Source organism: Streptomyces sp. NPDC018000 (assembly GCF_044328025.1).
GTDB lineage: Bacteria > Actinomycetota > Actinomycetes > Streptomycetales > Streptomycetaceae > Streptomyces.
The window spans coordinates 149,033-161,375 of record NZ_JBIRGM010000001.1; the positions used below are offsets into that span (position 1 = coordinate 149,033).

General features: G+C 68.5%; 14 protein-coding genes and 4 tRNA genes. 13 read left to right on the forward strand and 5 right to left on the reverse strand.

The features are described 5' to 3' along the window. Window positions 1-19: 19 nt before the first annotated feature. On the reverse strand, window positions 20-508 hold the full coding sequence (locus ACH4EW_RS00735) for a YajQ family cyclic di-GMP-binding protein (protein ID WP_030926258.1): 489 nt from the start codon (window positions 506-508) through the stop codon (window positions 20-22). A gap of 377 nt (window positions 509-885) precedes the next feature. Here ACH4EW_RS00735 and ACH4EW_RS00740 point away from each other — a divergent pair. Together ACH4EW_RS00740 and ACH4EW_RS00745 are read left to right on the forward strand one after the other, a co-directional pair. Beyond that, window positions 886-967 (forward strand) — tRNA-Tyr (locus ACH4EW_RS00740). 62 nt (window positions 968-1,029) lie between these two features. Continuing rightward, on the forward strand, window positions 1,030-1,479 hold the full coding sequence (locus ACH4EW_RS00745) for a DUF523 domain-containing protein (protein ID WP_398249748.1): 450 nt from the start codon (window positions 1,030-1,032) through the stop codon (window positions 1,477-1,479). 274 nt (window positions 1,480-1,753) lie between these two features. Here the strand turns inward: ACH4EW_RS00745 and ACH4EW_RS00750 are convergent, their stop codons facing one another. After that, complete coding sequence (locus ACH4EW_RS00750) at window positions 1,754-2,410, reverse strand: SDR family oxidoreductase (protein ID WP_398249750.1); 657 nt, start codon at window positions 2,408-2,410, stop codon at window positions 1,754-1,756. A gap of 34 nt (window positions 2,411-2,444) precedes the next feature. Next, window positions 2,445-3,740 (reverse strand): amidohydrolase family protein, encoded by a 1,296-nt coding sequence (locus ACH4EW_RS00755; RefSeq protein ID WP_398249752.1) that lies wholly within the window; start codon window positions 3,738-3,740, stop codon window positions 2,445-2,447. A gap of 302 nt (window positions 3,741-4,042) precedes the next feature. Here ACH4EW_RS00755 and ACH4EW_RS00760 point away from each other — a divergent pair. The 6 genes from ACH4EW_RS00760 to ACH4EW_RS00785 all read left to right on the forward strand — a co-directional run bounded on the left by ACH4EW_RS00760 (window position 4,043) and on the right by ACH4EW_RS00785 (window position 6,597). After that, window positions 4,043-4,115: transfer RNA gene (locus ACH4EW_RS00760), tRNA-Thr, on the forward strand. Between the two features lie 45 nt (window positions 4,116-4,160). Further along, a tRNA-Met gene (locus tag ACH4EW_RS00765) sits at window positions 4,161-4,233 on the forward strand. A gap of 89 nt (window positions 4,234-4,322) precedes the next feature. Then, a complete protein-coding gene (rpmG, locus tag ACH4EW_RS00770; protein ID WP_003956487.1) occupies window positions 4,323-4,487 on the forward strand; it encodes a 50S ribosomal protein L33 in 165 nt (54 codons plus the stop codon). Between the two features lie 103 nt (window positions 4,488-4,590). Continuing rightward, complete coding sequence (locus tag ACH4EW_RS00775; RefSeq protein WP_351197524.1) at window positions 4,591-5,043, forward strand: MaoC family dehydratase N-terminal domain-containing protein; 453 nt, start codon at window positions 4,591-4,593, stop codon at window positions 5,041-5,043. Continuing rightward, window positions 5,043-5,471, forward strand: a complete 429-nt coding sequence (locus ACH4EW_RS00780; protein WP_398249754.1) for a MaoC family dehydratase — start codon at window positions 5,043-5,045, stop codon at window positions 5,469-5,471. Before ACH4EW_RS00775 ends, ACH4EW_RS00780 begins: the two co-directional genes overlap by 1 nt. A 70-nt stretch (window positions 5,472-5,541) precedes the next feature. Continuing rightward, window positions 5,542-6,597: a UDP-N-acetylmuramate dehydrogenase gene (locus ACH4EW_RS00785; RefSeq protein ID WP_398249756.1), complete on the forward strand. Its 1,056-nt coding sequence runs from the start codon at window positions 5,542-5,544 to the stop codon at window positions 6,595-6,597. Window positions 6,598-6,630: 33 nt separating this feature from the next. On the opposite strand, the gene ACH4EW_RS00790 is transcribed toward ACH4EW_RS00785, so the two are convergent. After that, complete coding sequence (locus tag ACH4EW_RS00790; RefSeq protein WP_398249758.1) at window positions 6,631-7,653, reverse strand: adenosine deaminase; 1,023 nt, start codon at window positions 7,651-7,653, stop codon at window positions 6,631-6,633. A 247-nt stretch (window positions 7,654-7,900) separates the two neighbouring features. Continuing rightward, on the reverse strand, window positions 7,901-9,127 hold the full coding sequence (locus ACH4EW_RS00795) for a pyridoxal phosphate-dependent aminotransferase (protein WP_398249760.1): 1,227 nt from the start codon (window positions 9,125-9,127) through the stop codon (window positions 7,901-7,903). 225 nt (window positions 9,128-9,352) lie between these two features. Here ACH4EW_RS00795 and ACH4EW_RS00800 point away from each other — a divergent pair. The 5 genes from ACH4EW_RS00800 (at window position 9,353) to rplA (ending at window position 12,196) form a co-directional block, all read left to right on the forward strand. Beyond that, window positions 9,353-9,425: transfer RNA gene (locus ACH4EW_RS00800), tRNA-Trp, on the forward strand. A gap of 106 nt (window positions 9,426-9,531) precedes the next feature. Beyond that, window positions 9,532-9,816, forward strand: a complete 285-nt coding sequence (gene secE, locus ACH4EW_RS00805) for a preprotein translocase subunit SecE (protein WP_398249762.1) — start codon at window positions 9,532-9,534, stop codon at window positions 9,814-9,816. Window positions 9,817-9,890: 74 nt separating this feature from the next. Further along, on the forward strand, window positions 9,891-10,781 hold the full coding sequence (gene nusG / locus ACH4EW_RS00810; RefSeq protein ID WP_398249764.1) for a transcription termination/antitermination protein NusG: 891 nt from the start codon (window positions 9,891-9,893) through the stop codon (window positions 10,779-10,781). A 176-nt stretch (window positions 10,782-10,957) separates the two neighbouring features. Further along, a complete protein-coding gene (rplK, locus tag ACH4EW_RS00815) occupies window positions 10,958-11,392 on the forward strand; it encodes a 50S ribosomal protein L11 (RefSeq protein ID WP_006126872.1) in 435 nt (144 codons plus the stop codon). Window positions 11,393-11,473: 81 nt separating this feature from the next. After that, window positions 11,474-12,196 (forward strand): 50S ribosomal protein L1, encoded by a 723-nt coding sequence (gene rplA / locus ACH4EW_RS00820; protein ID WP_019765122.1) that lies wholly within the window; start codon window positions 11,474-11,476, stop codon window positions 12,194-12,196. Window positions 12,197-12,343 lie beyond the last annotated feature (147 nt).

The following is a 12,343-nucleotide window of genomic DNA, read 5'->3' on the forward strand; positions in this document are numbered from 1 at the left end:
TGCGAGACCTGCCAGAGACCTACCGGTAGTTCACGAACTGCACGGCGAAGTCGAAGTCCTGCCCCTTCAGCAGCGCCTGCACGGCCTGCAGATCGTCCCGGCTCTTCGAGCTGACCCGCAGCTCATCGCCCTGGACCTGCGCCTTGACGCCCTTCGGGCCCTCGTCGCGAATGATCTTCGCGACCTTCTTGGCGTTCTCCTGGGAGATGCCTTCCTCGATCGTGGCGAAGATCTTGTACTCCTTGCCGGACAGCTGCGGCTCGCCCGCGTCCAGCGACTTCAGCGAGATGCCGCGCTTGATCAGCTTGGACTGGAAGATGTCGAGGATCGCCTTGACCCGCTCCTCGCCGTTCGCCTCCATCAGGATCTTCTCGCCGGACCAGGAGATCGAGGCGCCGGTGCCCTTGAAGTCGTAACGCTGCGAGATCTCCTTGGCGGCCTGGTTGAGGGCGTTGTCGACCTCCTGCCGCTCGACCTTCGAGACGATGTCGAAACTGGAGTCGGCCATGACGTGTGGCTCCTTGTATCGGGGTGCTGGGAAACGGGGTGTGTACGGGCGGCTGCGGGCCTGCCGGCCCCGCGCCCCTGATCAAAGCCTAAGGGCTGTCCCGTGATCCCTGGTGGGCGCACGGCGACAGCTACGGCACCCCGCCGCGTTGCCGGAACACCCGAATACGTCCACCGTGCGGACGCCCTTCCGCCTTGTGATGCACCACATCCGACGCCGCGCGCTGATCCACCACGGATTACGGGACAGCCCTTGGCCACCGGCGTCCGATCGGGCCGCTGATCAATCCAGTGGCGTAGCACCCCCGGGCATCGGGTATCGTTTACGTCGTTGCCAGGGAGCACCGCCGAAAAGCGGTTCTCGCAGCAGCAATTCCCGGCGGTGTGCCCGAGTGGCCAAAGGGAGCAGACTGTAAATCTGCCGGCTCAGCCTACCCAGGTTCGAACCCTGGCGCCGCCACATGGTAAGGCCCCTGTCTCAGGACAGGGGCCTTCTTTGTTTCTGTTACGAGGGTCGTGAACATGGAACCTGTGCTGGTCAGCGCCTGTCTGCACGGTGTGCCCTGCCGCTTCGACGGCCGCGGCAAGGCCTCTGCCGTTGTGGTCGAGGCGATCGGAGACCGCCGTCCCGTCGCCTTCTGCCCCGAGGTCGCCGCCGGACTCCCCACCCCGCGCCGCCCCGCCGAGATCGTCGGCGGCGACGGCCACGACGTGCTGGACGGTCGCGCCCGCGTCGTCGACGACACCGGGCACGATGTGACGGAGGAGTTCGTGGACGGCGCCCGGCGGGCGCTGGAGGCCGCGCGCAGGGCCGGATGCACCGAGGCGCTGCTGATGGCGCGCAGCCCTTCCTGCGGACGCGGCGCGGTGTATGACGGTACGTTCACGGGCGAGCTCCGCGAGGGCGACGGCGTCACCGCTGCCCTGCTGGAGCGCCACGGCATCACGGTCCGCCAGGCGCCGGGCGGCTGAGAGCCTGTCGGGCGACCTCTGATCGGGCGGACGCGGCATGGCACGCACGCTTCCGGCGTTGCCGAAATGCCCTAGTAGCTCCTTCCCCAAGCTCTCAAGGAGCAGGGGAGACCCCATCCGAGGACATCCCGGCGCCTTGGAATCGCACGTACCATGCCGCGTCCGCTCTCCGATCGAAGGTCACCCGACAGGCTCTGAACCGAGGCGGCAGGCCGTCGGCCGGGACCGGGCGTGCAGTCGTCGGAATGCCGGATCGGCGTCCCGGTTCAGCGGCTCAGTTCCCCGCCACGTCCTTCACGGCGACCGCCACCGGCATCTTCCCCGAGACGAGTTCCAGGGTCAGCCCCGCCGTCGCCGGGGTCTCCAGCAGCTCCAGCAGCGCCGCCGCCACATCGTCGCGCGGCACAGGTCCGCGGCCGGCCGAGGCGGCCAGGAGGACCATCCCGGTGCCCGCGTCGTTCGTCAGCAGTCCGGGGCGCAGGATCGTCCAGTCGAGTGCGGTCCTGGAGCGCACGTACGCGTCCGCGGCGCCCTTCGCCCGCAGGTAGGCGTCGAAGACCTCGTCGCCCGGGTGGTCGGGGTCGGCGCCCATCGACGAGACCACTACGTAGCGCCGTACGCCTGCCCGTTCCGCCGCGTCCGCGAACAGCACCGCCGCGCCGCGGTCCACCGTGTCCTTGCGTTCCGAGCCGCTGTTCGGGCCCGCACCGGCTGCGAATACCGCCGCGTCGGCACCGCGCAGCACCTGTGCGACCTCCTCCACGGAGGCCGATTCGAGATCCAGGACGACCGGTTCGGCGCCTGCCGCCCGGAGGTCCGCGCTCTGTTCCGGATTCCGGATGACACCCACGGCTTCATACCCGCTCGCGGTGAGCAACCGCTCCAGCCGCAGCGCGATCTGACCATGTCCACCTGCGATGACAATGCGCATGTTCACGACCGTACGCCGCAGCGGGCCGCGGCGCTCAGGGCCCGCCGCAAGGACCGGAATCCGGCCGGCTCTGACGGGGCAGGCCGAGGGCGACAACGGTCTCCGAGTCGCAGTACTCGCGCACCGCGCTCGTCCGCGTCACGACCCGCCCGCGATGCACCACGACCCGGCTGTAGGCGAGCGACAGCACGCCCGAGAGCTGCTCCCCGCGTACGGCAAGCAACTCGGCCGGGAAGCCGGCCTCGACCCTGACCTCGGGCAGCCCCATTGCCTTCCTCGCGGCCGAGGAGATTGCCTCGTACGCCTCATCGGCCCGCATTCCGCTCTGCGAGGCCAGGAGGTAGGCGGCTTCCAGCGGATCCCCGCGTCCCACAGGGTTTGCGACGTCCCGCAGCGCTCCGCTGCCCGCCGCGACCCGTACTCCGGCGGCACGCAGCAGCCGTACGGGGGCGGTGCCGCGGCCTTCCGTCCCGCAGCAGCCGCCCTGGGGGAGGCAGATCACCGTCACCCCGGCTGCGGCGAGTTGGTCGGCCGCGAGGCCTGCGGCCTGAGGGGGAAGCCGGGAGAGGCCGGCGCACGGGCCGATGGAGACACCGGGTCGCAGCCCGCCTGCCATGGCGGCCAATCGGCCGAGCCGGGCCGGATCGGCACCGTCCGTGTGCAGATCGACGGGGCAGCCCTGTTCGGCGGCGATCCCCAGGACGGCTTCTGCGTACCCGGCCGGATCCGGATCGAGGTCGGGGCAGCCGCCGACCGCGTCGGCACCCATCTTCACGGCGTCACGCAGCATGGCCAGGTTGTCGGCGCCCGCGACGCCGGTGAGCAGTCGGGGTACGGCGACGGAGGTCAGCTCGGCGAGTCCGCGCAGCGAGCGGCGTGCCTGCAATACGGCTTCGAGGGAGGTGACGCCCTGGACGTCCCCGATCCGTACGTGTGCGCGCAGTGCGGTGGCGCCGTGGCCGAGCTGCAGCAGCGCGGCCTCGGTGGCGCGGCGCTGAATGTCCTCCGGGCGGTGCGACACGGGCCCGGGGCTGTCGGGGCCCGCACCGTGGGCGGTGAGTGCGGTGTCGCTGTGGGCGTGAGGTTCGGCGGGGGCGGGGAGCAGCAGATAGCCGCGCAGGTCCACCCGCGGCCCTGGTGCGGTCAGGCTGCCCGCGGTACCGACGGCCTCGATGCGGCTGCCGCCGAGCCGTACGTCGACGATGCGGCCGTCGGTGAGACGGGCGCCGCAGAGCACCAGGGTGCCGGTCTCGGTGGTGTCGGGGCTGCTGGTCGCATCGGCCGCGTCGGCGGCGTCGTCGTCCGGCTGCCGCGGCTGGCTGTCGGGCATCGCGCTCCTGGGAAGGGGGACAAGATCACGCAGAGTGAGTCGAGCCTAGGGGCGTGTTCGGTCCGGTTCGAGGAGGAGCGAAATAGTCGTACCGGTGTGGCCCTGCGGGGTGTCCGGGGAACGCGCGTACGGCCGGGGCTGTGGTGGCTCATGCGGTGACCGAGGCGCTGTTCAAGCGACTGGTGGGCGGGCCGGAGGGCCGCCGGCCGAGGCATCGGCAGGGTCTCGATCAAGGGCGCAGGTCGGGGCTTCGAAACGGATTTGGGTGATCGGCGACCAACCGTGTAATGTCTTCATCGCTCGCCCCAATAGCTCAGTCGGTAGAGCGTCTCCATGGTAAGGAGAAGGTCTGCGGTTCGATTCCGCATTGGGGCTCTGGTGGTCGGGAAACCTCGCTTCGGCGGGGGGACCGATTATCAAAGCGGTGTAGCTCAGTCGGTAGAGCAAGCGGCTCATAATCGCTGTGTCACCGGTTCAAGTCCGGTCACCGCTACTCACGGTAGCCGATTGTGGGGTCGGTCCTTCGATCGGCTACTCTTTTTTGCGTTCATCCGTTCATCCGTCCGTCCAAGGAGCACTCACGTGGCTGCCACCGACGTCCGCCCGAAGATCACGCTGGCCTGCGTGGAGTGCAAGGAGCGGAACTACATCACCAAGAAGAACCGGCGCAACAACCCGGACCGTCTTGAGATGAAGAAGCACTGCCCGCGCTGCAACTCGCACACTGCGCACCGCGAAACGCGCTGAAACAGGCTCGTACACGAGGCCGTCCCCACTGGGGGCGGCCTCGTGTCGTTGTATGGGGGCTGTTGTTCGGCCTTTTCATCTTTCATCAGGAGGTAGCGAGCTCATGGCGCTCGACCAGTCCTTCGTGGGGCGGATCTATCCGCCCACCCCGCCGTACGAGGTCGGCCGGGAGAAGATCCGCGAGTTCGCCGAGGCGGTGGGCGACACGAATCCGGTGTACGTCGACCCCGAGGCTGCCAAGGCGCTCGGCCACAGCGATGTGATCGCGCCGCCGACGTTCGTCTTCTCGATCACCTTCAAGGCCGCGGGGCAGGTGGTGCAGGACCCGCAGCTGGGCCTCGACTACAGCCGCGTGGTGCACGGTGACCAGAAGTTCACTTACGTGCGCCCCGTGCGGGCGGGGGACCGGCTGACGGTCACCTCGACGATCGAGGGCATCAAGTCCCTGGCGGGCAACGACATCCTGGACATCCGTGGCGAGGTCCACGACGAATCCGGTGAGCACGTCGTGACCGCGTGGACGAAGCTGGTGGCGCGCGCCGCCGAGGAGGCGTGATGACGGCGAAGGTTGCTTACGAGTCGGTCGAGGTCGGTACGGAGCTGCCGGCACGGTCCTTCCCGGTGACCCGGGCGACGTTGGTGCAGTACGCGGGCGCTTCCGGTGACTTCAACCCGATCCACTGGAACGAGAAGTTCGCCCGCGAGGTCGGACTGCCTGATGTGATCGCGCACGGCATGTTCACCATGGCCGAGGCGATCCGAGTGGTCACGGACTGGGTCGGCGACCCGGGCGCCGTCGTCGAGTACGGGGTGCGGTTCACGAAGCCGGTCGTCGTGCCGAACGACGACAAGGGCGCTCTGATCGAGGTCGGTGCCAAGGTGGCCGCCCTGCTGGACGACCGGCAGGTGCGGGTCGACCTGACGGTCATGAGCGAGGGCAAGAAGGTGCTGGGCATGTCCCGCGCAGTGGTGCAGCTCGGCTGAGGCCGTCGAGTACGGGCACGGTCCGTGGCCCCGCCCGAGCGGCGGAGCCACGGACCGTACTCTTGTCCCCGTGCAGGAACTCCACGACGCCCCCCTCGCCCCCCTGACCACCTTCCGGCTCGGCGGCCCAGCCGCCCGCCTCCTCACAGCGACGACCGACGCCGAGGTGATCGAAGCCGTCCGCGAGGCCGACGAGAGCGGCACCCCGCTCCTCGTCATCGGCGGCGGCAGCAACCTGGTCATCGGCGACAAGGGCTTCGACGGCACCGCCCTGCGCATCGCGACCAAGGGCTTCGCCCTGGACGGTACGACGCTGGAACTCGCCGCCGGAGAGGTCTGGACGGACGCCGTCGCCCGTACCGTCGAAGCCGGTCTCGCAGGCATCGAGTGCCTGGCCGGAATTCCGGGCTCCGCGGGCGCGACGCCGATCCAGAACGTCGGCGCCTACGGCCAGGAAGTGTCCTCCACCATCACGGAGGTCGTCGCCTACGACCGTTACACACGCGAAACGGTCACCATCCCGAACGCCGAGTGCGCGTTCTCGTACCGTCACAGTTGCTTCAAGGCCCGGCCCGACCGCTTCGTGGTGCTGCGCGTCCGCTTCGAGCTGGAAGCGGCGGGCGGCCTGTCCGCGCCCCTGAAGTACCCCGAAACGGCCCGCGCCATGGGCGTCCAACAGGGCGAGCGCGTGCCCGCCGCGGCCGCCCGCGAAACGGTGCTCAGGCTCCGTGCCGGAAAGGGCATGGTGCTGGACCCGGAGGACCACGACTCCTGGTCGGCCGGCTCCTTCTTCACCAACCCGATCCTGGAGGAGGCGGAGTACGAGGCGTTTCTCGTCCGTGCCAAGGACCGGCTCGGCCCCGAGGTGACGCCTCCCGCCTTCCCCGCGGGCGGGGGACGCACCAAGACCTCCGCGGCCTGGCTCATCGACAAGGCCGGTTTCACCAAGGGATACGGCACGGGACCGGCCCGTATCTCCACCAAGCACACCCTCGCGCTCACCAACCGCGGCGGCGCGACCACCGAGGACCTCCTCGCGCTCGCCCGTGAGGTCGTCGCCGGGGTTCATGAGGCATTCGGCGTCACGCTCGTCAATGAGCCCGTGACGGTCGGCGTGAGCCTGTAGCAGGCCCTCCGCCCGCCCATCTGCCGGTCGGTCTCAGCCGCCCGGCTTCGACAGCCACCCGTCGATGCCTGCCAGGAGCCCCGTCCGTACCGTGGCCGGCGCTGCTGAGCCGCGTACGGACTGCCTGGCCAGTTCCGCCAGCTCCTCGTCCGTGAACGCGTGATGGCGCCGTACGAGGTCGTACTGCGCGGCCAGCCGGGAGCCGAAGAGCAGCGGATCGTCCGCACCCAGCGCCATCGGCACCCCGGCTTCGAACAGTTTGCGCAGGGGGACGTCGGCAGGCTTCTCGTAGACGCCGAGCGCCACGTTCGACGCCGGGCACACCTCGCAGGTCACCCCACGCTCCGCCAGCCTGCGCAGCAGCCGTGGGTCCTCGGCGGCCCGTACGCCGTGCCCGATCCGGGCCGCATCCAGATCGTCCAGACAGTCCCGCACGCTCGAAGGGCCGGCGAGCTCGCCGCCGTGCGGGACCGCCAGCAGACCGCCCTCGCGGGCGATGGCGAAGGCCCGGTCGAAATCCCGGGCCATCCCGCGGCGCTCGTCGTTGGAGAGCCCGAATCCGACGACGCCCCGGTCCATGTACCGCACCGCGAGCCGGGCCAGCGTCCGGGCGTCCAGTGGATGCTTCATCCGGTTCGCCGCGATCACCACCCGGATCGGCAGACCGGTCTCGCGCGACGCGCTGTCCACCGCGTCCAGGATGATCTCGATCGCCGGAATCAGCCCGCCGAGCAGCGGGGCGTACGACGTGGGGTCGACCTGGATCTCCAGCCAGCCGGAGCCGTCCGCGACGTCTTCCTGAGCCGTCTCGCGCACGAGCCGCTGAATGTCCTCTGGGGCCCTCAGGCAGGACCGGGCGATGTCGTAGAGCCGCTGGAAGCGGAACCAACCGCGCTCGTCCGTGGCCCGCAGCCTGGGCGGCTCGCCGCCGGTCAGGGCCTCCGGCAGATGCACGCCGTACTTGTCGGCGAGTTCGAGCAGGGTCGTGGGCCGCATCGACCCGGTGAAATGCAAGTGCACATGGGCCTTGGGCAGCAGACGGACGTCACGATCCATATCCGATCACCTTCTGTAGCTGTTACGCTCCGCACTGTGCCGAAAGGCGTCGGGCAGGGCTTGTCCGTCATGAGGCCAATCATCAGGCCGGATGAGAAGCCCCCTGTCAAAGGGGGGAGGAGTCACTCCAGGATCCTGCCGCAAGGATCTCGGTCCAGGCAGCCGGATCCATCGAACGAGCGCTTGCCTGAACGCATAAGCGGGCCCCCGGTTCAGCCGGGGGCCCGCTTATGCGTGGCATGGAACGTCAGGCCTTGGCCTCGCCCAACAGCTTCTGGAGCCGGGAGACGCCCTCGACGAGGTCGTCGTCGCCCAGGGCGTACGAGAGCCGCAGGTAGCCCGGCGTGCCGAAGGCCTCGCCCGGAACGACCGCGACTTCGGCCTCGTCCAGAATGAGCGCCGCCAGCTCGACAGAGGTGGCCGGGCGCCTGCCGCGGATCTCCTTGCCGAGCAGCGCCTTCACCGACGGATACGCGTAGAACGCGCCCTCGGGCTCCGGGCACAGCACGCCGTCGATCTCGTTCAGCATCCGCACGATGGTCTGCCGGCGGCGGTCGAAGGCGGTCCGCATCTCGGCGACCGCGTCCAGGTTCCCGGAAACGGCGGCCAGCGCGGCGACCTGAGCGACGTTGGAGACGTTGGACGTGGCGTGCGACTGCAGGTTCGTCGCGGCCTTGACGACGTCCTTCGGGCCGACGATCCAGCCCACCCGCCAGCCGGTCATCGCGTAGGTCTTGGCGACACCGTTGACCACGATGCACTTGTCACGCAGCTCGGGCACGATCGCGGGCAGCGAGGTGAACTTTGCGTCGCCGTAGACCAGGTGCTCGTAGATCTCGTCGGTCAGCACCCACAGGCCGTGCTCGACGGCCCACTCGCCGATCGCCTTCGCGTCGGCCTCGCTGTACACCGCACCGGTCGGGTTCGACGGGGAGACGAACAGGACGACCTTGGTGCGCTCGGTGCGCGCAGCCTCCAGCTGTTCCACGGAGACCCGGTAACCGGTGGTCTCGTCGGCCACGACCTCCACCGGGACACCGCCGGCCAGCCGGATCGACTCGGGGTAGGTGGTCCAGTACGGAGCCGGGACGATGACCTCGTCGCCCGGGTCGAGGATCGCGGCGAACGCCTCGTAGATCGCCTGCTTGCCGCCGTTGGTCACCAGGATCTGCGAGGCGTCGACCTCGTAGCCGGAGTCGCGCAGCGTCTTCTCCGCAATGGCGGCCTTGAGCTCCGGGAGCCCTCCCGCCGGGGTGTAGCGGTGGTACTTGGGGTTGCGGCAGGCCTCGACCGCGGCCTCGACGATGTAGCCGGGGGTCGGGAAGTCGGGCTCACCGGCACCGAAGCCGATCACCGGACGGCCGGCGGCCTTGAGGGCCTTGGCCTTGGCGTCGACGGCGAGGGTGGCGGACTCGGAGATCGCACCGATGCGGGCGGATACCCGGCGCTCGGAGGGAGAAGTTGCAGCGCTCATGACCCCCATGGTCCCAGACCGGGATCCCTGTCGGCACAGGGGTTTCAGGGACCGGACAGGACTCGGACAGCATGCGGACAACATGCGACCAGGAGTTGTCGGGAGCTATCTGTTCGACGCCGGGCCGCTGAACACGTACACTCACCTGTCGTTGGCCTTCACCAGCCGCACCGTTCTCGCACCCCAGACATCGGGGAAGATGCGGTAGGTTGGTGGAAACCACAAAGGGTCGTAGCTCAATTGGTAGAGCACTGGTCTCCAAAACCAGCGGTTGGGGGTTCAAGTCCCTCCGGCCCTGCTACACACTCCTTCGCCAGGATGTGTGCGCATGTACGTACTTCAATGCACCGCCGTGCGGCTCCACCGGGCGCGGCACGGCCATGACCCGGAATCAGGTGAGTAGCGTGACGGACGCCGTGGGCTCCATCGACATGCCTGATGCTGAGGATGAAGTACCCGAGTCGAAGAAGACCCGGAAGGGCGGCAAGCGCGGTAAGAAGGGTCCTCTGGGCCGCCTCGCGCTGTTCTACCGCCAGATCGTCGCCGAGTTGCGCAAGGTTGTCTGGCCGACTCGAAATCAGCTGACGACGTACACCACAGTGGTGATCGTCTTCGTCGTCGTCATGATCGGTCTGGTGACCGTGATTGACTTCGGATTCCAGCGGGTCATCAAGTACGTCTTCGGCTGATCCCGCGGAGGGCGCCTCATGGGCGCCCCTTTCGCATGTTCCACCCAATTTGTATCCAGGAAGAAGCAGCCACCGTGTCTGACCCGAACCTGAACGACGCCGTCGAGCCGACGGCGGGCGCCTTCGAGTCCGCCGAGGACGAGCTCGATATCGTCGAGGCGGCGGACGCCGAGGAGCCGGACCAGGCTGAAGCTGCCGACGCCGCCGCAGGTGAGCCCGCCGAGCAGGCCGCCGTGCACACCGAGGACGACGAGGCCGCAGAGGCCGGTTCCGAGGACGACGAGAACGACGACGAGGCCGCCGAGGCCGACGAGGAAGCCGGGGAGGAGGCCGAGCCGGCCGCCCCCGTCGACGCCGTCACGGCCCTGCGTGAAGAGCTGCGCGGCCTTCCCGGCGAGTGGTACGTCATCCACACGTACGCCGGTTACGAGAAGCGCGTGAAGGCCAACCTGGAGCAGCGCGCCGTCTCGCTCAACGTCGAGGAGTTCATCTACCAGGCCGAGGTGCCCGAGGAAGAGATCGTCCAGATCAAGAACGGCGAGCGCAAGAACGTCCGCCAGAACAAGCTCCCGGGCTACGTCCTGGTGCGCATGGATCTGACGAACGAGTCCTGGGGCGTCGTCCGTAACACGCCCGGCGTCACCGGCTTCGTGGGCAACGCCTACGACCCGTACCCGCTGACCCTGGACGAGATCGTCAAGATGCTCGCCCCGGAGGCCGAGGAGAAGGCCGCCCGTGAGGCCGCCGAGGCCGAGGGCAAGCCGGCTCCGGCCCGCAAGGTCGAGGTGCAGGTGCTCGACTTCGAGGTCGGCGACTCGGTCACCGTCACCGACGGCCCGTTCGCGACGCTGCAGGCGACGATCAACGAGATCAACGCCGACTCGAAGAAGGTCAAGGGCCTCGTCGAGATCTTCGGCCGCGAGACCCCTGTCGAGCTCAGCTTCGACCAGATCCAGAAGAACTAGCGGTTTCCCGCCAGTTTCTGGGCATATGCCTACCCAGCAGGTCAGACCGGCTCCACAGCCGGTCTGACCTGCTCGGTTTTTGGTCGCGCAGCTATACCCGTTATCGTTGCGCGGTATGCCTCCATCCGGATGACCGGACGGCGGCGAAACACTCTCACTAGGACCCGGAGAGAGCAATGCCTCCCAAGAAGAAGAAGGTCACGGGGCTTATCAAGCTCCAGATCAACGCCGGTGCGGCCAACCCGGCCCCGCCGGTCGGCCCCGCGCTCGGCCAGCACGGTGTCAACATCATGGAGTTCTGCAAGGCCTACAACGCCGCGACCGAGTCGCAGCGTGGCATGGTCGTGCCGGTGGAGATCACGGTCTACGAGGACCGCTCCTTCACCTTCGTCACCAAGACTCCGCCGGCCGCGAAGCTGATCCTCAAGGCCGCGGGCGTGGAGAAGGGCTCCGGCGAGCCGCACAAGACCAAGGTCGCCAAGCTGACGGCTGCCCAGGTCCGTGAGATCGCCACGACGAAGCTCCCCGACCTGAACGCCAACGACCTCGACGCCGCGTCGAAGATCATCGCTGGCACCGCCCGTTCCATGGGCATCACGGTCGAAGGCTGATTCAGCCCCTCACGTCCTCAGTGGTAGGGCCAAGCGCTGGCCCGCACCACGACTCCACACCCTGAAACCACAGGAGCAGAAGTGAAGCGCAGCAAGAACCTCCGCGCTGCGGACGCCAAGATCGACCGGGAGCGCGTCTACGCCCCGCTCGAGGCCGTCCGTCTCGCCAAGGAGACCGCGACCACCAAGTTCGACGGCACTGTCGAGGTCGCCTTCCGTCTGGGTGTCGACCCGCGCAAGGCCGACCAGATGGTCCGTGGCACCGTGAACCTCCCGCACGGCACCGGCAAGACCGCCCGGGTCCTGGTCTTCGCGACCGGTGACCGTGCTGCGGCCGCGGAAGCCGCGGGCGCCGACATCGTCGGCGCCGACGAGCTCATCGACGAGGTGGCGAAGGGCCGTCTGGACTTCGACGCCGTCGTCGCCACCCCGGACCTCATGGGCAAGGTCGGCCGCCTCGGCCGGGTGCTCGGTCCGCGTGGTCTGATGCCGAACCCGAAGACCGGCACCGTCACCCCCGATGTCGCGAAGGCTGTCAACGACATCAAGGGCGGCAAGATCGAGTTCCGCGTCGACAAGCACTCGAACCTGCACTTCATCATCGGCAAGGTCTCCTTCGACGAGACGAAGCTGGTGGAGAACTACGCAGCGGCGCTGGAGGAGGTCCTCCGGCTGAAGCCCTCCGCCGCCAAGGGCCGCTACATCAAGAAGGCCGCTCTGGCCACGACGATGGGTCCCGGCATCCCGCTGGACGCCAACCGCACCCGTAACCTCCTCGTCGAGGAGGACCCGGCCGCCGTCTGAGCCCCAGCGCTCGGCCGTACGCCGTGTCACGTGTGACATTGACGGGCTCCGCAACCTTTCGAGGTGCGGGGCCCGTCCTCGTATCCGTACCTGACAGGCGGCTGTGTCAGAGGTGTGCGTTAGCGTGAGCCTTCAAAAGCCGAACGA